Source organism: Streptomyces sp. A5-4, from assembly GCF_051131715.1.
Lineage (GTDB): Bacteria > Actinomycetota > Actinomycetes > Streptomycetales > Streptomycetaceae > Streptomyces.
This window is the reverse complement of sequence record NZ_CP178591.1, coordinates 8861058-8885524: the sequence shown is the minus strand read 5'-3', so window position 1 is coordinate 8885524 and position 24467 is coordinate 8861058. Positions and strand designations below refer to the sequence as shown.

Here is a 24467-nt window from a genome sequence, read left to right as displayed (position 1 = left end):
CGGTTCGGGCCTCACACTGTCCGGGGACCCACAGGTCAACTCCAGGTGCTGGACATCGCGCATAGGGACCTCGTCGAGGCCCCTGGACCGCTCAGCTGTTGTCCTGGCTGTTCAGAGGAGACCGTTGAGTCGTTTGAACAGGGCCTGGAAGCGGGTCCGAGTGTCGTCGTCGATCTGACCCAGCAGGGAGCCGGGCGAACGCATGAGGTGGTTGGCCGGCTGGTAGTGATCGAAGCGACCGCCGCGCACGGCTTCCACCTGCCTGATGATCCGCCCGCCGCCGTCGAGCTGCGATTTGGTGAACTTGCCGATCTTGGAAGCAGCGAGCAGTTTGAGATACCAGCTGACGGTGAAGAGGTCCTCGATGTCGGCCTCGCTGGTCCCGGTGATCTCGGTCAGGTAGACCAGACGGCCCTTGTCGAGCGGGCCGCGCGAGGCGAGCTGGGCGATGCGCGCTGGACTCAACCCTCATCGAGCAGGCTTCCGACCTGGACAGGGGCAACTACCCCGGCGACCTGGGCACCATGGAGATGAACCTCAACGCGCTTGAGCACATCACCCGCACCTGTGTGGAGCAGGGCATTCATACCGACCGGCCGCAGCTCATGAAGGAGATCGCCGAGCAGGCGATCGCCGAGGGCCACAGCGGTATGAACTACCTGGCCGTGTACGAAGACTTCAAGAGGGCGGCACATGCAGCGTGACCTCCACCCGGTTCCGCTTCCCACTGACAAAAAAAGTGGGTACCTGACAAAAAGTAGGCTCTTGAGGGAATTTCTGCGCAGGCCCAGCATTCCGAGCAAGGTCAAACAGGGCCGGACGAAGACCATGGTTCTTGCGGGGACTTGCACCAGACGTACTGGCGGCCGGATGCAACTGTCATGCCGAAGTCCCACAGGGACGGAGCCCCGCGGTCCTGCCAGTGCTGTTGTCCCTGGCTGATCTCTGCCATCAGAGGGCGGGGGCCGCCCTGTTCGACACAGGCGTAACCGTCGGCCCGGGTGGTGGCGGTGGCCCAGGAGGATTGTCCGTCGTGGGCCTGGGCGGTGACCTGCCCGTCGGCGGTGGCGGTGGTGGTGGTGGCGATGCGGATGTTGGGATGGGTGACGCGCAGGCTGAAGATCAGGCTCGCGTCCCGCAACGCGTGCACACCAGCCGCAGGGACGGTGCGCGTGCTGGTGGCGGCAATGGCCGTGCACAGGTCGTGGAAGTCGCGCCCCTGGTCCGTGCCACGGCGGGGCATGAAGGTGGCGAGCCCCTGGATCCAGCCCGTCGCGGAGCGGGAGTCGTCGGCGACGGTCAGCGCGACATGTCCGAGCCGGCCCCAGGGGGTCACGATGCGGGCGCCGGGGGCGCACTGCGCAATCCACGCCCAGGGCACCTCCTCGACGGCGTAGGTGGCAATGACCCGGTCGAACGGTTCATGGCCGGGGGCGCCGAGACCGCCGTCTCCGGTCAGCACCGTGGCCCCCAAGCCGTACCTGGTGAGCCGGCGGCGGGCGGCGGCGGCCAGGTCGGGGTCCGTCTCCACGCTCACCACTCGTCCGGGGCCCGCCCGGTGCGCGAGCAGGGCAGCGTTCCAGCCGTAGCCGGTGCCCAGTTCCAGGACGTGGTGTCCGGGTTCGGGCATGAGGGAGTCGAGCATGTCGATGACGATCGAGGGGGCCGACAGGCTGGAGGACGGCAGCCCGTCGGCAATCTGCGTCAGCGCCGGCTCGTCCGGGCCGGCGTAGACCAGGGACGCCCACCGGCCGGGGGCATGGGTCCGGTCGACGGGAACATGGTGGTGACCGTCCCACTCCCACAGCCGGTCCGGGGCGAAGTGATGGCGAGGAACACGCTGGAGGACGGCCTCGCGCAGCCACGGGGAGTCGGCGGGCCAGCCCTGGGCATCGAGCGCCTGTGCCAGGGCGCGGCGCCGGTCTTCGAGGGGCATGGGGTGGGGTGCCTACTTCCTGCGGGTGCCCGACGGCGGCGGTGGGTCAGGGGCTTTCCCGTCGGAGTTCCCCGGCGGCGGTTTGCCCTGCCCTGGGTCCGGGTCCGGTTTACGGTGCTCGCTCATGACGCCCTCCGCCTCTCAGGCGTACGTGCCCTTCCCCCCGATGATGCGCGTCCCCTGGGCAGCTGCACCAGTACGCCTCGCGGACCTGCCCGATCCGGCCCGGACGACTGCGGCGGGTGCTCCCCCGCGCTCCGGAGAACGGCCTGCCGCCCGCCCCGCTGACCGATGAACGCCACGGAACGGGCCCGTCTCTGCTCTACGTCCCCTTCCTGGCGGGCCTCTTGGCGCCTTGCCGCCGCCCTGGCCGGTATCGCGCTCGCCGCAGTTGCCGGCCTGACAAGCCTTGGCGCAGCGCGCGCCGAGAGCTGGTGGGTCGGGACTGCCGAGCAGATGACTGCCGCACCGCGAGCCGGACCTACGCGGCGGTAAACCGCTCCTCCGCCGCGACGTGCTGAGGGCGGCCACCATGTGCATACGCCGTGTGAACGCTCCCGTCGATCACGTCGCCGGGGGCCGGTGCGGTGGCGGCGGGCAGTCCGAGGATTCGGGCTTGCGGCCAGGGCCGGCCGAGCCACGGCGGGTGGTCCGACCGGTCCTGCCGGCGGGGTGGCACCGGGACCTTGGTCCCGGACTTGTGGTCCCTTGGTCCTCTCCTGCCTCACAGGGCCGTCATGGCTCCGAAAATGCGTTCGCCGATTGCTATACCGGTTGAGGCTGCCCCGACGGAGCTCCAATCCCGCTTCCTTCTTCCTTGTTCGCGAGCGTCCTGAGAGGACCCTCATGCTCTCTGCCGAGTCCGCTGTCCTGATACGCGCCACCCTGCCCACCGTCGGTGGTGCGTTGGACGAGATCACCACCCTCTTCTACGACACCATGCTCGCCGAGCGGCCCGAACTCCTGGACGGGATGTTCAATCGCGGCAACCAGGCCAGCGGTGCCCAGCGCCAGGCTCTGGCCGGGTCCATCGCCGGCTTCGCGGGCGCCCTGCTGGCCAACCCCGACGCCCGGCCGGACGACCTGCTGGACCGCATCGCGCACAAGCACGCCTCGATCGGCGTGACGGAGGACCAGTACGCGATCGTGCACAAATACCTGTTCGGCGCGATGGCCGAGGTACTGGGCGAGGCGGTCACCCCGCAGGTGGCCGAGGCATGGGACGAGGTGTACTGGCTGATGGCCGGCGCCCTCATCACCCGCGAAACACGCCTGTACGGAAGCGCGCAGGTGGAGCCCGGGGGCTCCTGGCGGCCCTGGCTGGTGGTCGAGCGGCGCGAGGAGACCCCGGACACCGTGTCCTTCCTGCTGCGCCCCGCCGACGGCGCCCCGGCGCCCCTGGCGAGGCCGGGGCAGTACGTCAGCGTGCGCGTGACCATGCCCGACGGCGTGCGCCAGCTGCGCCAGTACAGCTTGTCCGGTACCACTGACAGCGAGTTGCGGCGCATCACCGTGAAGCGGGCACAGCGGAAAGGCCTCCCGGACGGAGAGGTGTCCACCCTCCTGCACGCCCAGGCACGGCCCGGTGACGAACTCACCTGCTCGGCGCCCTTCGGAGACGTGGTGCTGGACGCGGCCGACACCCCGCTCGTCCTGGTCTCTGCGGGCATCGGCACCACACCCATGGTCGGCATGCTCGAACACCTCGCAGCCACGGGCTCGTCCCGCCCCGTCCTGGTGCTCCACGCCGACCGCTCGCCCTCCAGCCACGCCCTGCGGGCCGATCTCCACCGGTGCGTCGACGCGCTGGCCTCGGCCCGGGCCCTGCTGTGGTACGAGCACCCCGGGGTGGAGGAGCCTGGCGCCGGCACCGGACTGATGGACCTTGCGGCCGTGGATCTGCCCACCGACGCGAGCGTCTACCTGTGCGGTCCGCTGCCGTTCATGCGCGCGGTCCGCGGCCAGTTCCTGCGCCAGGGTGTGCCGGCCCGGAACATCCGCTACGAGGTCTTCGGCCCCGACCTGTGGCTGCCTGACACCACCTCATGATCAAGATGTCCGACCACCTCGTCCGGACGGTGGCGGGGTGGGGCATCACTCTGCCCGCGAGCGGGCACTCGCCCGGATGAACGAGGGCTGATGCCCGTCGCCGTGCCCGTGCCCGTGCCCGTGGTCGCCGGATCGCTGGACCGCATCCCGGTGGGCGCGCCCACCGACAAGCTGGGCGCCCGGGTCGTGCTGCCGGCGCCCAGCTTCCTGACGGTGCTTCCGGTCAGCCCGCCGCCCGGTCACGGCCGAGCAGCTTCACCGCCGTGTAGACCAGCGCGGCGAACGCCACATCGGACAGCAGCATCAGCCCGATCGCGTACGACCCCGTGCCGCTGTAGACGGCGCCCATGACCAACGGCGGTACGAAGCCGCCCAAACCACCGGCGGCACCCACCAGGCCGGTGACCGTACCCACCTTCTCCTTGGGTGTGACAATCGCCACCAGGGCGAAGACCGCTCCACTGCCCGCACCCACCATGCCGGCCATCACCAGGAAGGTCACCGTCGCCCAGGGCGTCAGCGCGGGGGTGAACGCCTGCCAGACCGCCATTAGCCCGAGCAGCGTGTAGGTCACTGTGAGGACCTTCGCGGGTCCCACTCGGTCGGACAGGTAGCCGCCGATCACCCGGCAGAGCACCGCTACGATCGTAAAGCCGGCCGCCCGGGTGGAGGCGCTGTCCTGTGAGAGGTCGTAGACCTCCTTGAGATACGTGGGCAGATAGACGCCGAAGGCCACGAAGCCGCCGAACGACACCGAGTAGAGCAGGGCCAGCGGCAGGGTGACACGCTGCTTGAGAGCCTCGCGGAAGCGGCTGCCGAACAGTTCGTCAGGAACCTTCCGGCCCGGGGCGTCCCTGACCAGCAGTGCGGCGATCACACCGAAGGCTGCGAGTACCCCGGCCACCAGGTAGAACTGGAAATCGCGGTCGCCCGTCCAGTCGATGAGCCGCGAGGTGTAGAACGCGCCGATCGCGGTGCCGCCGGTGCCGAGTCCGAAGATGCCGATCGCCGTACCCCGCCGCTCGGGCGGGAACCAGGCATTGACGTACGGCACCCCGGAGGCGAAGAAGGTGCCGCCGATGCCGAGGAAGAAGCCGGCCAGAAGCAGCATCCCGTAGCTGTCGAAAATGCTCAGCGCGAGGACCGGAAGCACCGTCAGGAAGCTGAGCACGGGCAGCATGACTCGGGCGCCCAGCTTGTCGGTGAGCGCGCCCACCGGAATCCGCCCCAGTGCGCCGACCAGGACCGGCACCGCCACGAGGAACGACTGCTGGAAGGAACTCAGGCCCAGTTCGTCCTTGTAGGTAGGACCGAGAGGGCTGATCAGACCCCACGCCCAGAAGCTGACCAGCATCCCGACAGTGGCGATACCGAGGTTGAGATACGCCGCCCTACGGGGCGGGGGCACCACAGCGACGGTGGCGGTTGCGGTGGCCGTCATGCGTTATCTGTCCTTCGGGTCGGAGTACCACAGGCCGAGGACCACCAGGAACGACAGTCCGAGAAATCCGGCGCACCACCAGGCCGTGTCGGTGTGTCCCCGCATCCATTCATTGACGCCGACGGTCAGCGCCCAGAGCTGTCCGATGACGACGGTCATCGCGATGACCAGCCGGGCGCTGAGCCGGGCGGACCGCTCGGGGTCCTGCTCGGTGCCCGCGCCCGGGCCGGGTCCGGTGCGGTCGACGCGGGGGTCTCCGTAGCCGCTGGTGGCGCGAATCTGTGGATAGCGTTCGCGCACCGGGCGGTTGAGGCTCGGCTGCTCGCTGCCCGGGTGGTACGGCGGCGGGTTCGGAGGGACGGCGGTCATGTCCGCTCACCCCGCTCCGCTTCTGCCGGGCCCGGAGACGCGGCCCCGGGACACCCGGGCCGGCCGGCCGGTCCACTGTCCCTCCCGCTCCGCTGTCGGCACAGGCCCTCCTCGGCGCTCTCACCCGAGCGGGCGGTGCCGATCGCCCATACGCTGCCGTCGGCCCGCTCGACGAGCACCACTTTGGGCAGGCCGCGGGGCGGCGGCCCGGCGGTGACCTCACCGGTGCGGGCGTCGAAGACCCCCTCGTGGCAGGGGCAGTGCAACTCCCCCTCGGCGCCCCGGCCGGAGCGCCAGAGCACCGCGCAGGCCAGATGGGTGCAGATCGCGGAGTAGCCGACGAGTGTTCCGTCGGCCATCCGGATCGCGACGGCGCGGTCCTCCTCGCCGGGGTAGCGGAAGGCGACGGACTGCCCCGCCGGGATCCGTCCGGCGATCCGCTTCGGCTCGGCCACTCCGTCTCCGTGCCGGTGCAGCGCCCCGGCGGCGACCGCCACTCCTCCGACTGCGAGGCCACCGGACACGGTAGCCACGATCCGCAGATAGTCGCGCCGTGTGGTGAGTGAGTCCGAGCTGATCCGGTCGTGCATCGCTTCCTGCGCCCGCAGCGTCTCCTGGTCCGGTTCGGCCGGCTGATGCTGGTCAGTGGCGCTCATCGGACGTCCACCCCATTGATCTCGACCACCGGGAGTCCGCCCGGCACCGGCCACTGGACCTTGTCGGCCGGGACGACCATCGCCACGCCGGTGGACACCACCACGTCGCCGAAGGTGAAGGAGTCGGCGACCTGGACCCCCGGCCGTTCGGCCTGCAGCTCCTCCAGCGTTCCGTAGAACAACGCCCCGGTCGGGCACACGGTGGCGCACATCGGGGCCAGGCCGTAGGACGTGCGGTCGTAGCACAGGTCGCACTTGAGCTGTAGTTTCGCCTGCAGGTCGATTTTCGGTACGCCGAAGGGGCAGGCGTTGACGCAGTTCGAGCAGCCGATGCAGCGGGTCGGGTCGGCCGCGTGCACCACCCCGTCCGGGGAGATGAGGATCGCGTCCGACGGGCAGACTTCGGCGCACGGGGCGACGGGGTCCGAGCAGTGCATGCACACGGTGGGCAACGAGGCGACCGTCTGTCCCTCTTGCGGATAATCCAGGTGGATCATCGACTTGCCCCGGTGCGAGTCGCACTCGCGGCAGGCCGAGACGCAGGCCTGGCAGCCGATGCACCTGCCGGGGTCAATGAAAATCGTCCGTCCCATCACGACGGCATCAGCTCCTCTCCGAAGTTCCGCGACCCTGTGGGGCGGTCGGCGGCAGGGGGTCGGCCAGGGAAACCTGGGCGTCGGCGTATGCCTGACGGCCGGGTGGCATCGGTGGCGCGGGCACCTCGTCGATCGCCGCCGCCCGCTCGATACGGCAGGCGCAGACCTTGTACTCGGGGATCTTCGAGCGGGGGTCGAGCGCGTCGTTGGTCAGTGCGTTCGCCGCCACCGGGTAGGGCCAGTGGTACGGGACGAAAACCGTGTCCGGCCGGATGATCTCGGTGACCAGTGCGGGCAGCACCGCCTCCCCACGACGGGTGACCACCCGCACCGGATCTCCGTTGCGGTAGCCGTGGCTGGGGTGGATCTCCACCCAGGGCCGCGGTGTCTGTTCAACCAGCCCGCCGAGCCGCCGGGTCTGGTTGCCGGACAGGAAGTGCGCCACCGTACGGCCGGTGGTGAGTGACATGGGGAATTCGTCGTCGTACGGATCGGCCGGCGGACGCCACTCGACGACTTGGAGGTGGATCTTCCCGTCCGGGTGGTACGACCGGCCGCCCTCCAAGATCCGTGGCGTACCGGGGTGGTCGGTGGTCGGGCAGGGCCAGGAGATCCCGCCGGTCTCCTCCAGCCGTTCGTACGTGATGCCGTAGTAGTCGATCACTGTGCCGGCCGAGGCTACCCGCAGTTCTTCGAAGACCTCGCGGGACCCGGGGAAGTTGAACTTGTCCCCTTCGCCGAGTCGGCGGGCCAGTTCGCACATCACCCAGGTGTCGGTGCGTACGCCGTCCGGCGGCTCCTGCGCCTTGTTGTGCTTGACGACCCTGGCCTCGGCATTGGCCATCACCCCTTCGTCCTCGGCCCAGGTGGTGATGGGGAAGACCACGTGCGCGTTGTTCGCGGTCTCGGAGAGGAAGAAGTCGAACTGGGCGTGGAACTCCAGCGCGTTGTAACCGGATTGGACGGTGTGCAGGTTCGGCAGGGACACCAAGGGGTTGTTGCAGATGCCGATCAGGCCGCGGATCTCGCCGCGCTGCATCTGCCAGACCATTTCCATCATCGAGGTGCCGGCCCCGGGCAGTTCCGACTCCTCGATACCCCAGATCGCGGCGACCTCCCGGCGGTGGTCGGGGTTGGATATGGACCGTCCGCCGGGCAGCATGTCGGACTTCTGGCCGTGTTCGCGGCCGCCCTGTCCGTTGCCCTGCCCGGTGAGGGTCCCGTAACCGGCGCCGGGCCGGCCGATGTTGCCCGTCGCGGTGCACAGGTTGATGACGGACAGACAGTTCTCGACACCCTGGGTGTGGTGTTCGATACCCCGGGCGTGCCAGGCCATGGCGTTCTTGGCCCGGGCGAAGACCTGCGCCACCTGCTCGACCTGGGCAGCGGGGATACCGCAGATCTCGGCGGCCCGCTCCGGCGGATACGCCGCCACGGTCTCCTTCACCTCGTCCCAGCCGGTGGTGTTCGCGGCCAGGAAGGACTCATCGGCGAGGCCGTCCCGTACGACAACGTGCAGAACCGCGTTGAAAAAGGCGGAGTCCGTGCCGGGCTTCAGCGCGACATGGATGTCGGCGGTGCGGGCGACCGGCGTTTCCCGCGGATCAATGACGATGAGGCTCGCCCCCCGGTCCCTGGCCCCCCAGAGGTACTGGGTCAGGACGGGGAAACACTCTCCCACGTTCGACCCGGCGATCAACAGACAGTCGCTGAGCAGGATGTCGGCGAAGGGGTTGCCGGCCCGGTCGATATTGAAGGCCAGTTTGTTCGCGCCTGCCGCGCTCACCATGCACAACCGGCCGTTGTAGTCCAGGTGCTTGGTCTTGACCGCGACCCGGGCGAACTTGCCCACCAGGTAGGCCTTCTCGGTGAAGAGGCTGGCCCCACCGAGGACCCCGAAGGCGTCCCGTCCGGACGCCTGCTGGATGCGGCGGATCTCGTCGACGGTGAAGTCCAGCGCCTCGTCCCAGCTCACCTCCTGGAATTCCTCGTCGCGACTGCGCCGCATGAGCGGCGCGGTGAGCCGGTCCGGGTGGTTGATCTGTTGGTAGGCATTGAGGCCCTTGGGGCACAGACGCATGCGGTTGATGTCGTGATTGCGCGGCTCGACGCCGAAGACTTTGCCGCCCTTGTCCCGCCGCAGGTACATGCCGCACTGCACCCCGCAGAAGCAGCAGTGCGTGGGGATGAGCGTCTCGCCGTTCTGGTCCGCCGCCCACCGGTCGGCGGGGATGCCGCCGGCGTCCCGGAAGTTTCGGGTACCGGGCGGGGCGATGGACGGATCGATCGGAATGCTCACTTGAAGCCCCGCTTCACATGGTCGAGATAGGCGCCACCGCGCAGCACCCGTTTACAGCGTGGGCAGTATTCGGCCCATTCGTCGAAGTCGAGCCGTAGGTCCCGCATGGTGCCGCGGAGGTTCTCCACGAATGGGGTGGTGTCGATCGGTTCCTCGCAGCGCCGGCAGACGAGGATCTCCTCGTCCTTCCTGGCGGTGTACTTGAACAGCTGCATACCGACCGCGGCCGGGCGCTGCACGATGTGGAAGAACTTCCCGAACGGGATGTAGATGAGGGTGAAGACCACCGACACCATGTGGAGCAGGGCCAGGAATTCGTAGCCGCCGCCGTGCAGCATGATGCTGGAGAACGTCAGCAGCAGTCCGGTGACCGCGATGACGAGCAGGGAGATCAGCGGCACGAAGTCGTAGGCGAAACGCTGTCCGGTCATCGCCCGGCGGTCCCGCATCCGCCGCCACAGGAAGTAGCCGGCGCCGGGAATGACGAGGACGGCGGCGATGTCCAGGCCGTGGAACATCAGCCAGCCGATGATCGATGACGAGTCGTAGCCCAGCACTTTCAAGCCGAAGACGCGCATCTCGTAACCGGGGCCGGCGCCGGTGGAGGAAGTGAAGGTGAACCAGCCCCAGACGAGCGGGAAGGTGATTGCGACGGCCAGCAGGCAGCCCCAGAACATCAGTTGGTGAGCGGCCCAGCGGGCGTGCGAGCGGGCGCCCAGAAACTTCTGCATGCCCAGGTAGGTCAGGATCATCCTCGGCAGGGCGGTGGGCGCCTTGCGGAAGTTCGCAACGGAGAAGAAGCTGCCCCAGCCGCGCTTGAACAGCCGTCGGGAGGCGGGGGCGGAGATCCAGACGACGTAGCGATACGTCACTCCGAAGGCGAGAAAGATTGTCGCGACGGTGTACGGGATCAGCGCCGAGTCGAAGGTGGCCAGGCCCCGGCTGCCTGCGTAGATGGCGGCGCAAAGGGCGAGCGAGACGCCAACCGCCACGAGGGAGGCGCGCTTGGTCACCGGACTTGACGGGCTTCGATTCACACAGGAAACACTAGGTCTCGCGCCCGACATCGCACGTGGCCATACGGTCCGTGATTCGAACGAATGATCAGGACCTCATGCCCTTCAAGCCGTTACCCACTGGCCCTTGCCCTTGAGGCCGATCAGTGCATCGTGGAGCGCTCGATGAGTAACTCCGCCGGAGATCATCCACATCGCCACGGTGCCCAGCCGATTGCTCGCCGCCGGTGTCACGCTCCGAACGGCATCCGGCGGACAGTCCCACTCACCGCCCCCGTCGGGTGAACGAAGCTGCATGTTGGGCCCGACATGGCCCGTGACCATACCGACACGACCGGAGCGGCTCTCCCGTGACGGAGTTCGGGTGGAGGGTGGCTCCTCGCCCTTCCTCTGATCCTCAGCGTTCTCCCGGGTGTCGCACAGCATCCGCAGCTATGGAAATCGATCAGGTTCATCCAGCTCCTGGTCCTCTTCGCGGGGATCGCTCTGCTGTTCACCGGCCGCGGTCCCACAGCCCTGTTCGACCTGGCCATCGGCCTCAACCGCTGGGTCGTACGCGTCATCGCGTACGCAGGACTGTTGACTGATACGTATCCGCCCTTCCGGTTGGGCGGTCGCGAACCCGGCCGCAGCAACCGGCGATCCGTAGCCCTGACGTCGTCGGCATCACCGCACAGACGCGCGACGGCCCTTGCTGCGGCTGCGCCCCCACAGGGCCTCGGCTCGCGCGGCTGCGAACCCGACGAGGCCGGCGGCTGCCGCCAGCGCCAGATGGGCCCCGGCGGGCCGTGAGGTCTCCAGGAGGTTGGCCAGGAACGGCACGTAGAGCGCTGCCGCACCCAGCCCCGCCGCTATTGCGACCGCTCCCGGCAGGTACAGGTTGCGACGGGTGAACAGCCGCTCCCTGAGACCGAGGGAAACGCCGAGCTGAGCGGCCAGCAGAGCAAGGAAGAGAACGGTCTGCCAGGGACCGCCGGTGTGCCGCACCCACAGGCTCGCGGCAAGGCTGGCCGCGGTCACCAGCAGCGCCAGGCGCAGCACTCGCTGCCAGAGCCCGTCGCCGAGTATGTGCTGCTGAGGTGGCCTCGGCGGCTGCCGCATGGCACCCGGTGAGACAGGTTCGGCGCCCATGGCAACTCCGGTCAGACCATGCGTGAGCAGGTTGATCCACAGGATCTGCCCCGCGCGCAGCGGGAGCGCCAGGCCGAACAGCGGTCCGGCGAGCATGACCAGGATTTCCGCTGCCCCGCCGGCCAGGGCGTAGAGCAGAAAGCGCCGGATGTTGGCATAGACACGGCGTCCTTCTTCCACCGCTGAGATCACGGAGGGCAGTTCGTCGTCGGTCAGGACGAGATCGGCGGCCTGGCGGGCCACCTCTGTCCCGCGTTGGCCCATCGCCACTCCGATGTCCGACTGCCGCAGGGCCGGCCCGTCGTTGACGCCGTCGCCGGTCATCGCGGTGACTTCACCCCGGTCCTGCCACGCCTGGATGATCTCCAGTTTCTGCTGCGGGGTCGTGCGGGCGAACACCTTGACCTCAGTGAGGTCGGCGACTGTTCCGGCGACCAGTTCGGCTCCGGTGGCGACGCGGCGGGGCTCGTCGGTTTCTTCTTTGGTGAGGATGCCGACCTGAATTGCGATCGCACGGGCGGTGGCCGGGTGGTCCCCCGTGATGAGCACGGGGGTGATGCCCGCACGGCGGCAGGCTTCCACGGTGGTGACGGCGGCCGGTTTGGGCGGGTCGCTGATGGCGGCCAGTCCCAGAAGCCGCAGTCCTGCCTCCGCGTTCTCAAGGGGCTCGGGAGCCGTATCGAAAGCGCCGGAGGCCACGGCCAGCACCCGATACCCCTGCGCGGACAGCTCAGCGGCTTCCTGGCGCGCCCGCTCCAGCAGCGCCGGGCTGTCGACGAGCAGGGTGCTGTCGAGCACCGTTTCCGGTGCTCCCTTCAGGAAGGCCCTGACGGCCCCTGACGGGGTGCTGTGCACGGTCAGCATGCGCTTGCGAAGGCTGTCGAAGGGGACTTCGCCGACACGTGGGAGCGTGCGGGCGAGATCATCGTGGGCACAGCCGGATTTCGCGGCGGCCGCCAGGAGGGCGGCTTCGGTGGGGTCGCCGAGCGCGGACCACTGCGCGTTGTCCGCCGTCGGCGCGATCAGGGAGGCGTCGTTGCACAGCGTCGCCGCGACGAGCAGCTCCCGCGCGGCCGCGACGCTCTCACAGGCACCGGCGTCCTTTTGGTCCAGGGCCTGGAAGGTGCCGACCGGTTCGTATCCGCTGCCCCCGACGGTGACGGTGCCTTGCGGGGTCCATACGCGCTCCAGGACCATGCGCCCCTCGGTGAGGGTGCCGGTCTTGTCGGTGGCCAGGACGGTCACCGATCCGAGTGTCTCCACGGCGGACAGGCGGCGCACCACGGCGTTGCGCGCGGCCATGCGCCGGGCGCCGAGTGCCAGCCCGAGGGTGACGACGGCCGGCAGCGATTCGGGCACTGCGGCGACGACGAGACTGATGGCGGTGACCGCCATGGTTTCCAGTGACTGACCGCGTAGCAGCCCAAGGACCAGGACGAGCAGGCACAGTCCTACCGTGACCAGGGCCAGGACGCGTCCGAGTCCGGCCAGTCGCTTTTGCAGCGGGGTGAGGTGCTGTCGGGGGTGCAGCGAGGCGGCGATCCGTCCCAGCGCGCTGAGTGCCCCGGTGGCGGTGACGGTGGCGACCGCCCTGCCTCGCAGCACGACCGTGCCGGCCTGCAACTGGCCGGCCTGCGGGTCGGTGGTGTGGGTGTCCTTGTCCACGGGCACCGATTCTCCGGTGAGTGCGGACTCGTCCACCAGCAGGGCGGCGGAGTAGGTGAGGGTGGCGTCGGCGGGGATGATGTCTCCTTCGCCGAGGAGGAGCACGTCGCCCGGGACCACGGTGGACGACGGGATCTGCTGCTCCGTGCCGTCACGTGTCACACGTGTGGTGGGGGCGGTCATGGCGGAGAGCGCGGCGACCGCGTTGTCCGCCCTCACTTCTTGTGCCACACCGACCGTAGTGTTGAAGAGGATGACCACGCAGATGACCACGGCATCGGCGTAGTCCCCGGTGGCTATGGTCAGGGTCACGGCGACCAGCAGGACAAGGATCAAAGGGTCCCGCAGCTGGGCGAAGATCCGGGATCGGAGTGCCGTCTTGTGCTGCTCCTCCAGCTCGTTGGGTCCGTGACGTTCCAGAAGACGCTCGGCCTCCTGCTGAGTCAGGCCGGCGTGTTGCACATGTTCTGGGGCCGGGGCGGCAAACGGTTGCGGCGGATTCACTGCAAACTCCTCAAGTGATCAATTACGGCGGTGCCGAAGCCCGCGCTCCCCCAGGAGCAGCGTTGGGATGGGCGACGGTCCGTGCCGCCGGGGCTAACTGGCCGTCGTGGAATCTCCGGGGAACGCCGTCTGTGCGGTGCGGCCGTCGTCACGCCGGTCCTCGGCAGGCGAGGATCCCGGGCGTCTCCCTGCGGCAGGGGACGCACGCCGCGTGCGGCGGATCAGTACGCGGTCGGCCCGCCCGCCAGGGGAACCGCTCTCAGGGGCAGATGGCCTGACGCAGGAGAACCCGGCTCACTGAGCCGACCAGCACGCCTTGAAAGCCGCCGGGCAAGTGGGCGCTCCAGGTGTGCTGGGGATGTGCCACATGAGGATGAGGTTCCGCTCCGGGGGCCGCTCAGGGGCATGCGCCAGGCGCAATGGCACATTGCGCAGCACTGCTTCCTCCGCGGCTCAGGCAACACCGATTCTGCCGGCCTCGGATCGGCTCACGCCAACGACGACAGGCTTGAGGACATGGGGATGGGTACCGGTTGCGGGAACGGTCGTCATCGTGGGACTCGCCTTCCGTGGGCAGCGCTGCATACGGGCTCACCCAGCGTCCCGGCACCGCACTTCCAAGCCGAGGGCTAACGGGTCCATGCCATGGGGCCAAAGGTCCCTCGCTACGGCCGCACCGTCATCGACGAGGTGGGCCGGGAGCGGCAGACACCGGTCTTGCTGGTCGACCGCGGTGATCTGCTGAGTGTGCTGCGGGTTCCGGCGGCCTTGTCCGTACTGCTGAAGGCCAGGCAGGAAGAATTGATCACTCACGGGCGCGTCCTTCTCGGCAGCATCCGGGGGAAGCCAGCTCCTGCCGGTCCCACCGCAACGTGTTCTGCCGAGCGGTGACCTGCAGCTGCGAATCCCACGGGGAGAGGCGTCCTCTTGTCTCCCCTCCCGGGCGGATTCACTTCCGCGGTCTTCGGCACTGCCGTGGCGGACGTGGACTGGTCTTTTGGCAACGGCCGTGGCGCGAACACCGGACATGCCCGTCGACCCGGGGCAGATCGCAAGGGAGCGCGCCGTCGCGGGCGGGGCGAGCGGCGGAGCTGTGGTGAACCGCCGAGCAGAACCTGAACCGCGGTGACGGCGCCTGCCAGGTCGCTCAGTCGGCCCACGGTACGGGCGCGATGTCGCGCTCCGCGGCGGAGCGGTCGAGCGGGCCGCTGCTGAACAGCCACAACGGGCGCTCGGCCAGTTCACGTTGGCGGCAGCGGGCGAAGCGGCGGGTGTCCTTGTGCCAGCGTCCGGTATACAGGCTGCCCCCGAGGACGACGGCGTCGTACGACGCCGGGCGGGCTGCGGGCCGGTCTGTTTGCCCTGGGTGTGGGTCAGTTGTGCGCGACGACCGTGACGGGGGCGGTGGCGTGGTGGAGTACGGCGTGGGTGACGGGGCCGATGTGCGCGCCGACCGCACTGCGGCGGACCCGTCGGCCCACGACGACGAGGCAGGCATCGCGGGAGGCGTCGATCAGGTGGGCGGAGGCGTTGCCGGTGCGGCAGTCCGTCACGACCTCGACGGTGGGGAACTTTCGCTGCCATGGGCTCAGAAGATCGGTCAGGGCGGTGGCCTGTTGCCGGGTGAGCTCGTCGTGCAGCGCGAAGTCGATGCCGAGGCTGTAGACGTAGGAGGGCGGCAGGGCCCAGCTGTGCACGGCCCGCAGGGTCGTGTCGCGACGGGCAGCGGCGTCGAACGCGAACTCGATCACCGAGTCGTCCGGGTTGGCGGTGTCCAGGCCGAGGACGACGGGGCGAAAGGGCGTCGCTGCAGACGGTATGCCTGCCGGATCCTGGGTGTGTGCGTTGGCGGCCTGCCCATCGGCGCGGACCAGGGTCACGGGCTGCTTGGCCTGTGCGACGACCGCCAGGCCCACCGATCCCGTCATGAACCCCCTGATGCCGCTCAGGCCGCGAGAGCCCAAGACGAGCATGGCAGCGTCGCTCGCCACGTCCAGCAGCACTTCGCTGGACTGTCCGGCGAGGTGACGGGTACTCACCTCGATGCCGGGGTGGCGCAGCGAAAGCCCCTGGGCGGCTTCGCGGGGTATCCGCTCGCTCCAGTGCTTCAGCGTCGCAGCGTCGAGGGACGGAGCTTGCGCGTTCGGGGCCGCAGTGGGCTCCCCGACGTGGATGAGTTGCAGCGGCAGCGCGCGCAGCGCCGCCTCACGGGCTGCCCATTCGGCAGCGGCCAGACTTTCGGGTGAGCCGTCGAGACCGACAGTGATGGCAGGAGACATGATCTCTACTTCCTCAATCGCGGGCGTCTGGTTCCAGCGTCATACGCGCCGGGGCCCCGGCGCAGAGGCCGCAAGGCCCGTCGGCAGGGCCGATCGGCCCTGCCGACGGGTGTGCCGACGGCTCTGCCGGTGGAACAGGTGTGCCGCGCCCTCAACGTGGCTTCCCGATATTCGGGAAGTGCGGGTTGCGCGGGAACGCATCGTCCGGCACGCGGCCCGAACGGGGGTGTGTCTTCATCCGGGACCGCAGCGCCCCAATAAGTGAGCAGCCCCACTCCCGCGCCGCGCGAAAGGCGCAGGGGCGGGGCTGCGGCCCCTCACCGCTGTGACCGACACGGCGGCACTGCGACGAACGTGGGTGGACCGGGGCAAGAACCTGACGGCGTCTCTCGGATGAGGCACGCCCAGCCCCGCGTTCCGGGTGGTCCGCTCCGGGGGCCTCCCCATCGGGCCGTGACCCGGTAGGGAGCCATGCAGTCGTCATCGACGGTGTGGGCAGCGGCACGGCGGGGACGTCAACGCAGCGGCCAGCAGTGGCTCGATCCGCGCCCCGCTGCGCGTCGGCCGGGCAGCGTCATCGTTCTGCAGTCATCGGCCTGAGGGCGGAGCGCCGGTGGCTCTCAGTCGTGTGGGATGACGACGACCGGGCAGGCGACGTGGTGGATGACGGCGTGCAAAGTACGGCCGAGAGACTCAGCGGGGTGGGTACGGCGGCCGACCACGAGCAGGCTCGCGCCGGTACTGGCCTGGTGCAGAATGTGTCCGGCCCTGCCGTGGGCGAGCCGTTCGGTGACTGGCGTGTGCGGGTACTTGCTCCGCCACGGGCCGACGAGGGCCGTCAGTTGGCGCTGCCGGGTGGTTTCCGGCTCGGGTATCCCGCTGGACGTGTCGGGCAGCAGGGGCAGGCTCCAGGCGCTGACGACGATCAGTGGGGCCTCTCGCTGAGCTGCCGCCGCAAACGCCTGGGCAAGGACGGCGTCACAGTCATGGTCCAGGTCCACGCCGGCGACAACGGGCGCGATCGCGGCAGGACGGGTGCGGCGGGACACAGGTCGCTGCGGCCGTGGGGCCCGAATGAGGGCGACCGGGCACAGGGCCTGGGCGGTTACGGCCAGCGCCACGGAGCCGACGAGAAAACCGGCGAGAGCGCTGTGTCCCTGAGATCCGACCACCAGGGCGGACGAGCCCTGGGCGGCGTTCACCAGGGCCGGTGCGGGCGGCCCGGTCAGCGTGCCGGAGATGATGTCCAGCCCCGGGTTGCGGTGGCTGAGGGACCGCACGGCGCGATCGAGTCCGCCGCGGTCCCCCCGGGCGGGGGCGTCGGGGCCCGACAGGCCGGTGGGCTGGGCGGGGGCGTCGTCGACGTGGACAAGGCGGAGTGTCAGCTTGCGGCGCCTGGCCTCGCGGGCCGCCCAGTTGGCGGCGTTCAGGCTCTCGGCGGATCCGTCGATCCCCATGGTAATGGTGTGATCATGCATGGTGTGCCTCCCGTGCGCGGGCCGGTGTCAGGTGTGGTCGGGTTCGGGGCGCACTCCCCCAGTGCGGCGCGTCCTGCTTCCAGTCGGGCGACGGGAATACGGAAGGGCGAGCAGGACACGTAGTCCAGTGCGGCTTGGTGGAAGAAGTGCACCGAGGCGGGGTCGCCGCCCTGCTCTCCGCAGACGCCGATCTTCAGGCCCGGGTGGGCGGCCCGGGGCAGTTCGATCATCGTGCCGACGGGGCATGCGACGCGGATACCGCTTCCCTCGCTCACCTCGGCCAGGACACGGTCCACCTCCCGGTGCACCAGGCGCAGTTCCTCCACGGCGTCGACCAGCGGGGAGTGTGGCGGGGCACGGGGAGTGTGGCGGGGCACGGGGAGTGTGGCGGGGCACGGGGAGTGTGGCGGACGCTGAGACCGGCCAGGGGTTTCTGCGTGTGAGGACCTGGTCGGATCCCGGCTGCGGGCCGGGGCGACTGTCGATCACCAGCGGCCGGCGGATACCCGGTCTGCCGTTGTCTGCTGATCGTGCTGGGTTTCTTCGCTTCTCCCGGCGTCAGGCCGGGCTGCGGAAAGCCGGAAGGCCCCACCGGGCCCCTGGCCGAGGATGTTTGACCCCCGGCCAGGGGGTCAGTCGTGCGGGACAACAGCGACCGGGCAGGGCGCGTGGTGCATGATCGCGTGCGCGATCGGCCCGTTGTGCAGGCCGGTGGGGCTGTGCCTGCGGCGCCGGCCGAGAACCAGCAAGCTGGCCCCGGTGGCCGCCTGCAGCAGCTGCGGTGCGGCCCGGCCCTCGGTGAAAGACCGTGTGGTGGTGACGTCGGGGAACTTGTCCTGCCACTGCCGTGCGACTGCTGCCAGCACCTGCTTGCGCGCTGCGGCCACTTCGGGCCCGCTGGCCGCACCGACGCCCACGGCATGGATGGGCGGCGGGGTGTAGGCGTGGACGAACTGGATCCCGGTACCCCGCAGGCGGGCGGCTTCGTAGGCGAACGCGATGGTCTCGTCGCTCGGGTGGTCGAGATCGATTCCGATGACCACGTCCCCGTACGGGGTTGTGCCCGCACCGTGGTTCGCGGCGTCCGTGCTGTGTTCTTCCTGGCCTTCGGTCCTGACGCGTACCAGGACGACGGGGCACTCGGCTTGGGCGACCACGTGAAGTGCCACGGAGCCCACCAGGAAACCGGTGAAGCCGCTGACGCCGCGCGATCCAAGCACCAGCAGCTGAGAGGTTTTCGAGGCGGCGTGCAGTGCGGGCGCCGGATAGTCGGCAGCCTGCTGCTCATCGATACTCAGGTCGGGATACAGCGCGTGGATATGGGCCGCGGCCTCTCGCAGGAGGCGCTCGGCCCACTGGCGCTGGCCCGTGTCGGCAGGTACGGCAATGGGGGGGGTGCGGGGACCACTTCCAGGCGTGGAGGATCCGCAGCGGGGCGTTGCGCAGCTGGGCCTCGTGGGCCGCCCAGCATGCCGCGGCGAGACTCTGGGGGGATCCGTCGATTCCTGCGGTGACCGGTCGGAGCATGATGCGCACCTCCTTTGTGTCGGGCCGAAATGCGGCCTCGTACAGGCTCGTTCGGTAAAGGCATCGTCTCGCCTCCAGCGCCCGGGTCCCAGGGCCTGGCGGCCCTGGGACCCGGGCCCGAACGGCCCCTGTGCACGGCGCCCGAGACCGGGCGCCGTGAGTGCGGGGGCGGGGGCGTTGGCACGTAGCGGATGTGCTGTCAGGCACAGCGATAGCGGCCAGTGGGCGAGAGCAGTGCCGGGATGGCACCGGGTCCGGGGCTACAGGCTCTCGGCCACCAGGGCGGTGAGGTCGAGCAGTCGGTTGGTGTAGCCCCATTCGTTGTCGTACCAGCCGAACACCTTGATCAGGTCGCCGTGTGCCTGGGTGAGGGCGGGGTCGAAGACGCAGGAGGCGGGGTCGCCGATCACGTCGCGGGAGACGATGGGGGCGGTGGATATGCGCAGCACACCGCGCAGGGGGCCCTCGGCCGCCTCGGTGAACGCCTGGTTGACCTCATGGGCCGTTGCCGGGCGGGCCAGGACCAGGGCCAGGTCGGTGAGCGAGCCGTCCTCGACAGGGACGCGGACCGCGATGCCGTCCAGCACCCCGTCGAGTTCGGGCAGGACCAGGCCGACCGCGCGGGCGGCGCCCGTGCTGGTGGGGATGATGCTCAGTGCGGCCGAGCGGCCGCGGCGCAAGTCCTTGTGCGGGCCGTCGAGCAGCGCCTGGTCGTTGGTGTAGCCGTGGATGGTCGTCATCATGCCTTTGGTGATGCCGAAGGCTTCGTGTACGACCTTGACCATCGGCACCACGCAGTTGGTGGTGCACGACGCGGCGGAGACGACGTGGTGATGCTCCGGGTCGTAGGTGGCGTCGTTGACGCCGATGACGATCGTGGCGTCCGCGTTCTTGCCGGGTGCGGACAGGAGTACTTTGCGTGCGCCGCTCTTGAGGTGCAGGGCGGCGGTGTCGCGGTCGCGGAAGCGGCCGGTGGCTTCGATGACGACGTCGGTTCGCGAGCGGCTCCAGTCCAGGGCTGCCGGGTCGCGTTCGGCGCTGACGGCGATGCGGTGCCCGTCGACGGTGATCGAGGCATCGTCGTGGGAGACGGAGCGGCGCAGTCGGCCGTAGGTGGAGTCGTACTCGAGCAGGTGCGCCAGGGTGGCGGGCGGTGCGATGTCGTTGACGGCGACGACTTCCAGAGCCGACGCCGTGGTCTCGGCGCGCTCGAGGGCGCCGCGCAGGTAATTGCGGCCGATGCGGCCGAATCCGTTGATGCCGACACGGACGCTCATGACGGTCCCTTCCTGGCAGGCGAGTTGAGGCCGGGGCGCGGGGTTCGCGTCCCGGCCGGCGGGGATTGGGTCACAGGAGCCAGCGGTTGCGGCGGACGAACGGCAGGCGCTCCCACACCTTGCCGAGGCCCCAGGTGCGGCCGGCGCAGACGACGGCGAGAGCGATCAGTACCGCGGCGTACACCAGGTGGTAGTCGAGCAGGGGGTTGGACGACATGCTGGGGGCGCCGTCGGACAGGTGCCTGGCCGGCGGCCATTCGGCCACCCACATCAGCGCCATCATCACGGTGCCCGCCGCGGCGGCGAAGCGCAGGGCGATACCTGCGGTGAGGGTCGCGCCGATGGCCAGGAGCCCGAGCATGAACAGCCAGTTGGCCCAGGGGGCGCCGGCCCAGGCGTGGAAGGTCGACTCCATCGGCCCGGCGGCGACGCCGCTCAAGAAGCCCTTGGTCGGCGAACCGCCGTCGATCCAACCCTTCGCGGCGGGGGTCGCGTAGCCCCAGCCGAAGGCTTTGTCGAAAAACGCCCACAGAAAGACGCCCCCGACGATCAGGCGCAGGGCCGCGAAGGTCTTCGCCGCGCCGGTGGTCGCCCCCGCCTGCGGAGCGTAGGTGGGTGTGGCTTGCTGCTTGCTGTGCGGGCGGGAGTTCTGCAGCGGCGGGTGCGGGTGAACGGCCATGGTGCTCATCCCTTCAACGGATGATCGTGAGGCAGGGGCTGCGGTGGTCGGTTCACTCTCTCGCCACCGCAGCCGGCCCCGCAGGTGGCATCCAGTCCCCACCGGCGGGCCGAACGGCCCTTTCTGAGCGGCCTGTTGGGCTTTTGCGCTCAGCCGGTCCAGGTCCAGTCGACAACCTCGGGCAGGTCCGTGCCGTGCTCGCGGATCCAGGCCTGATGCCGGGTGCGCACATCGGCCATCGCCTGACGTACCGGCGCGGCGCGCACGGCGAGGCCCGGGACGCGGTCGATGACGTCCATGACCAGCCGGTACCGGTCGAGGTCGTTGCGTACGACCATGTCGAAGGGTGTGGTCGTGGAGCCCATCTCCTTGTAGCCGCGCACATGCAGGTTGGCGTGCCCGGTGCGGCGGTAGGCCAGGCGGTGCACCAGCCAGGGGTAGCCGTGGTACGCGAAGACGACCGGCCTGTCCGCGGTGAACAGGGCGTCGTACTCCGTGTCGGGCATGCCGTGCGGGTGCTCCTCCTTCGGCATCAGCCGGGTCATGTCGACGACATTGACCACCCGGACACTCAGCTCCGGCAGATGCTCGCGGAGCAGCTGCGCCGCGGCCAGGGTCTCCTGGGTGGGTACGTCGCCCGCGCAGGCCAGCACCACGTCCGGCTCGCGCTCGGTGCTCTCGGTGCCCGCCCAGGACCAGATACCGGCGCCCCGTGCGCAGTGGGCGCGGGCCTCCTCCAGGGTGAGCCAGTCGAAGCAGGGCTGCTTGCCCGCGACGATCACATTGACATAGTCGCGGGAGCGCAGGACATGGTCGGCGACGGCCAGCAGCGTGTTGGCGTCCGGCGGCAGATACACCCGCACGACCTCGGGGCTCTTGTTGAGCACGTGGTCGACAAAACCGGGGTCCTGGTGGGAGAAACCATTGTGGTCCTGGCGCCAGACATGGCTGGTGAGCAGGTAGTTGAGCGAGGGGATGGGACGGCGCCAGGGCAGCGCGCGGGTCGTCTTCAGCCACTTGATGTGCTGGCTGACCATTGAGTCGATGATGTGGACGAAGGCCTCGTAGCAGGAGAACAGTCCGTGCCTGCCGGTGAGGTTGTAGCCCTCCAGCCAGCCCTGACAGGTGTGTTCGGAGAGGATCTCCATCACCCGGCCGTGCCGGTTGAGGTGTTCGTCGGTGGGCTCGACTCGCGCCTGCCATGCCTTGCCGGTGGCGCCGAAGACGGCCTGCAGCCGGTTGGAGGCCGTCTCGTCGGGACCGACGAGACGGAAGTCGCGGCGGCTGGAGGTGTTCTCCATCAGCTCCTCAAGGAAGTCGCCCAGCACGCCGGTCGGCTCGTGCATGCTGGCGCCGGGCTTGTCGACGGGCACGGCGTACTTCTCCAGGGCCGGCATCGGCAGATCCCGCACCAGCAGCCCGCCGTTGGCGTGCGGGGTGGCGCCCAGCCGGTGTGTGCCCGACGGGATGCAGGCCAGCACATCGGCCGAGGGGTGCCCGTCGGCGTCGAAAAGCTCCTCCGGGCGGTACGAGCGCAGCCAGGCCTCCAACTGCGCCAGATGCTCCGGGTTTTCCCGCACCCCTGACAGCGGCACCTGGTGCGCGCGCCAGGTGCCCTCCACGGGCAGGCCGTCGACTTCGGCGGGTCCGGTCCAGCCCTTGGGGGTACGCAGCACGATCATGGGCCAGCGGGGGCGTTCGGTGACGCCGTCCTGGCGGGCGGTGCGCTGCATCAGGCTGATGGTGTCCAGGGCGTGATCGAGTGCCGCGGCCATGTCGTGGTGGACTTCGAGGGGATCGTGGCCGCTGACGTGGATGGGCTCGTGGCCGTAGCCCCGCAGCAGTTCATCGAGCTCCGGCTCCGGGAGGCGGGCGAGGACCGTCGGGTTGGCGATCTTGTATCCGTTGAGGTGCAAAATCGGCAGGACCGCCCCGTCGTGCACCGGGTCGAGGAATTTGTTGGAGTGCCAGGACGCGGCGAGCGCGCCGGTCTCGGCCTCTCCGTCACCGATCACACACGCGACCAGGAGATCCGGGTTGTCGAAGGCGGCGCCGTAGGCGTGCGAGAGCGAGTAACCGAGCTCACCGCCCTCGTGGATCGACCCCGGCGTCTCCGGCGCGACATGGCTGGGCACCCCGCCGGGCCACGAGAACTGCCCGAACAGCCGCTCCATCCCTGCCCGGTCCCGGCTCACGTCCGGGTAGGTCTCGGAGTACGAACCCTCCAGCCAGGAGTTGGCCAGCACCGCCGGGCCGCCGTGACCGGGCCCCCAAATGCACAGGGCGTCCAGGGAGCGCATCTTGATCACACGGTTGAGATGGGTGTGGACCAGGTTCAGCCCCGGAGAGGTGCCCCAGTGGCCCAGCAGCCGGGGCTTGATGTGCTCCGGCTGCAACGGTTGCGCCAGCAGTGCGTTGGACTTCAGGTAGATCTGGCCGACGGTGAGGTAGTTCGCCGCACGCCAGTGGGCGTCCAGGGCGTGCAGTTCAGCAGATTCGAGCGCCTGCGGGGCCGGGCGCTGCGGGGTATCCATGGCTGTCTCCGTAATGTGGTGGGAAGAAGTGCGCAGGAGCCGGGGGCAGGTCCAGGGGCCCAACCCCAGCTGGGGTCAGGACGGTTGCGGAACGATGGCGACCGGGCACGGCGCACGGTGCAGCAGGGTGTGGGCCACCCGGCCCAGTTGCAGCCCCAGATGGCCGGGGTGGCGGCGGGCGCCGACGATGACCAGATCGGCTGCCGCCGCACGCTGCAGCAGCACGTTGCGGGCCGGCCCTTCCACCGTGGCCCGCCGCACGGGCACCTGCGGGTACTCGCGGGTGAGGCCGGTCAGTGCCTGGTCCAGCACATCTGAGGCCTGCGCCTCATGGGCGTGCCCGGACTCACTGACGAGCAGAGGGTGATCGGCGCCTTCGTACGCCGGGCGGCGCCAGGCCCGGACGGCATCGATCGTGCAGTGGCGGGCCTGGGCCTCGCGGAAGGCAAAACGCACTGCCTCGACGTCGGCGTCATCGCCGACCCCCAGCAAGATCCGCTCGTGGCGGCCCGCAACCGCGGTCTCCCCGCCGCGGACGACGATCACCGGGCAGTGGGCGCGGGCGGCGACCGCAAGGCTCACCGAGCCCAGCAGCAGGCCGGCCACGGCGCCGCGTCCGTGCGAGCCGGTGACCAGAGCAGAGGCGGTTTCCGCCTCGTGCAGCAGAGCGGTCACCGGGTCCTCGGACACGGCTTTCGCCGACACGGTGACTTCGGGGTTGCGGTGCCGTGCGCGCTCGGCGGCGGAAATCACGATGCGCTGCGCCGTGGCCTGCTCGGAGGGGCGGCCGAGACTGTCGGCGAGGGCGCTGCCCTCGTAGTTCTCCCAGCGGAAGGCGTACACCAGGCGCAGCGCCAGGTTGTGCCGGGCGGCCTGGTCCACGGCCCAGTCGGTGGCCCGAAGGCTGGATTGGGATCCGTCGACACCTACGACCAGAGGCAGCTGCACTGTCCCCACCGCCTTTCACCTGCTGTTGAGTTCCTTGCCTGCACCGTGGCACCGGTGCACTGGTGTGGGGCAGGGGGCGGACA

The 24467-nt window shown here is 69.7% G+C and carries 19 protein-coding genes and 3 pseudogenes; 3 read left to right on the top strand and 19 right to left on the bottom strand.

Translation table 11 applies throughout. The features are described 5' to 3' along the window. Positions 1 to 111: 111 nt before the first annotated feature. Complete coding sequence (locus ACLLJJ_RS41565; protein ID WP_434600009.1) at positions 112 to 465, bottom strand: hypothetical protein; 354 nt, start codon at positions 463 to 465, stop codon at positions 112 to 114. On the opposite strand from ACLLJJ_RS41565, the gene ACLLJJ_RS41560 reads away from it, so the two are divergent. Continuing rightward, entirely contained in the window at positions 456 to 704 is a 249-nt protein-coding gene (locus tag ACLLJJ_RS41560; protein WP_434600677.1) for a hypothetical protein, read from the top strand. The genes ACLLJJ_RS41565 and ACLLJJ_RS41560 overlap by 10 nt on opposite strands. Positions 705 to 805: 101 nt before the next feature. Here ACLLJJ_RS41560 and ACLLJJ_RS41555 read toward each other — a convergent pair whose 3' ends face one another. Continuing rightward, the gene (locus ACLLJJ_RS41555; RefSeq protein WP_434600007.1) at positions 806 to 1936 is read right to left on the bottom strand and encodes a protein-L-isoaspartate O-methyltransferase family protein; all 1131 of its coding nucleotides are present in this window, start codon (positions 1934 to 1936) and stop codon (positions 806 to 808) included. 846 nt (positions 1937 to 2782) lie between these two features. Here ACLLJJ_RS41555 and ACLLJJ_RS41550 point away from each other — a divergent pair. Further along, the gene (locus ACLLJJ_RS41550; RefSeq protein WP_434600005.1) at positions 2783 to 3985 is read left to right on the top strand and encodes a globin domain-containing protein; all 1203 of its coding nucleotides are present in this window, start codon (positions 2783 to 2785) and stop codon (positions 3983 to 3985) included. A 223-nt stretch (positions 3986 to 4208) separates the two neighbouring features. Here ACLLJJ_RS41550 and ACLLJJ_RS41545 read toward each other — a convergent pair whose 3' ends face one another. From ACLLJJ_RS41545 to ACLLJJ_RS41520, 6 genes are read right to left on the bottom strand one after another with little or no spacing between them, the layout of a single operon-like run. Further along, entirely contained in the window at positions 4209 to 5426 is a 1218-nt protein-coding gene (locus ACLLJJ_RS41545) for an MFS transporter (protein WP_434600003.1), read from the bottom strand. A 3-nt stretch (positions 5427 to 5429) separates the two neighbouring features. Continuing rightward, entirely contained in the window at positions 5430 to 5795 is a 366-nt protein-coding gene (locus ACLLJJ_RS41540; RefSeq protein WP_434600001.1) for a hypothetical protein, read from the bottom strand. Then, complete coding sequence (locus ACLLJJ_RS41535; protein ID WP_434599999.1) at positions 5792 to 6451, bottom strand: Rieske (2Fe-2S) protein; 660 nt, start codon at positions 6449 to 6451, stop codon at positions 5792 to 5794. Before ACLLJJ_RS41535 ends, ACLLJJ_RS41540 begins: the two co-directional genes overlap by 4 nt. Continuing rightward, entirely contained in the window at positions 6448 to 7047 is a 600-nt protein-coding gene (locus tag ACLLJJ_RS41530) for a 4Fe-4S dicluster domain-containing protein (RefSeq protein ID WP_434599997.1), read from the bottom strand. Before ACLLJJ_RS41530 ends, ACLLJJ_RS41535 begins: the two co-directional genes overlap by 4 nt. Before the next feature lie 7 nt (positions 7048 to 7054). After that, positions 7055 to 9340 carry a molybdopterin oxidoreductase family protein gene (locus ACLLJJ_RS41525; protein WP_434600676.1) on the bottom strand — a complete coding sequence of 762 codons (2286 nt, stop codon included), beginning with the start codon at positions 9338 to 9340 and terminating at the stop codon, positions 7055 to 7057. A 2-nt stretch (positions 9341 to 9342) separates the two neighbouring features. Continuing rightward, entirely contained in the window at positions 9343 to 10413 is a 1071-nt protein-coding gene (locus tag ACLLJJ_RS41520; protein ID WP_434599995.1) for an MFS transporter, read from the bottom strand. A 339-nt stretch (positions 10414 to 10752) separates the two neighbouring features. On the opposite strand from ACLLJJ_RS41520, the pseudogene ACLLJJ_RS41515 reads away from it, so the two are divergent. Continuing rightward, positions 10753 to 10905 (top strand): annotated as a pseudogene (locus tag ACLLJJ_RS41515) (DUF4389 domain-containing protein); the annotation flags it as partial. A 123-nt stretch (positions 10906 to 11028) separates the two neighbouring features. Here ACLLJJ_RS41515 and ACLLJJ_RS41510 read toward each other — a convergent pair. From ACLLJJ_RS41510 to ACLLJJ_RS41460, 11 genes and pseudogenes are all read right to left on the bottom strand, one after another. Next, a complete protein-coding gene (locus ACLLJJ_RS41510; RefSeq protein ID WP_434599993.1) occupies positions 11029 to 13620 on the bottom strand; it encodes a cation-translocating P-type ATPase in 2592 nt (863 codons plus the stop codon). Positions 13621 to 14821: 1201 nt separating this feature from the next. Continuing rightward, positions 14822 to 15004 (bottom strand): annotated as a pseudogene (locus tag ACLLJJ_RS41505) (flavodoxin domain-containing protein); the annotation flags it as partial. Between the two features lie 31 nt (positions 15005 to 15035). Then, positions 15036 to 15941 carry a universal stress protein gene (locus ACLLJJ_RS41500; protein ID WP_434599991.1) on the bottom strand — a complete coding sequence of 302 codons (906 nt, stop codon included), beginning with the start codon at positions 15939 to 15941 and terminating at the stop codon, positions 15036 to 15038. 620 nt (positions 15942 to 16561) lie between these two features. Then, complete coding sequence (locus ACLLJJ_RS41495) at positions 16562 to 17398, bottom strand: universal stress protein (protein ID WP_434599989.1); 837 nt, start codon at positions 17396 to 17398, stop codon at positions 16562 to 16564. Further along, positions 17368 to 17781 (bottom strand): annotated as a pseudogene (locus ACLLJJ_RS41490) (putative PEP-binding protein); the annotation flags it as partial. The pseudogene ACLLJJ_RS41490 and the gene ACLLJJ_RS41495, both read right to left, overlap by 31 nt. Before the next feature lie 270 nt (positions 17782 to 18051). Then, complete coding sequence (locus tag ACLLJJ_RS41485) at positions 18052 to 18807, bottom strand: universal stress protein (protein WP_434600675.1); 756 nt, start codon at positions 18805 to 18807, stop codon at positions 18052 to 18054. Further along, positions 18704 to 18946 (bottom strand): universal stress protein, encoded by a 243-nt coding sequence (locus ACLLJJ_RS41480; protein WP_434599988.1) that lies wholly within the window; start codon positions 18944 to 18946, stop codon positions 18704 to 18706. The genes ACLLJJ_RS41485 and ACLLJJ_RS41480 overlap by 104 nt, the downstream gene beginning before the upstream one ends. A 260-nt stretch (positions 18947 to 19206) precedes the next feature. After that, positions 19207 to 20223 (bottom strand): type I glyceraldehyde-3-phosphate dehydrogenase, encoded by a 1017-nt coding sequence (gene gap, locus ACLLJJ_RS41475; RefSeq protein WP_434599986.1) that lies wholly within the window; start codon positions 20221 to 20223, stop codon positions 19207 to 19209. 70 nt (positions 20224 to 20293) lie between these two features. After that, positions 20294 to 20902: a hypothetical protein gene (locus ACLLJJ_RS41470; RefSeq protein ID WP_434599984.1), complete on the bottom strand. Its 609-nt coding sequence runs from the start codon at positions 20900 to 20902 to the stop codon at positions 20294 to 20296. 149 nt (positions 20903 to 21051) lie between these two features. Continuing rightward, positions 21052 to 23436: a phosphoketolase family protein gene (locus ACLLJJ_RS41465; protein ID WP_434599983.1), complete on the bottom strand. Its 2385-nt coding sequence runs from the start codon at positions 23434 to 23436 to the stop codon at positions 21052 to 21054. Between the two features lie 75 nt (positions 23437 to 23511). Next, positions 23512 to 24384 carry a universal stress protein gene (locus tag ACLLJJ_RS41460; RefSeq protein ID WP_434600674.1) on the bottom strand — a complete coding sequence of 291 codons (873 nt, stop codon included), beginning with the start codon at positions 24382 to 24384 and terminating at the stop codon, positions 23512 to 23514. Between the last annotated feature and the right edge of the window lie 83 nt (positions 24385 to 24467).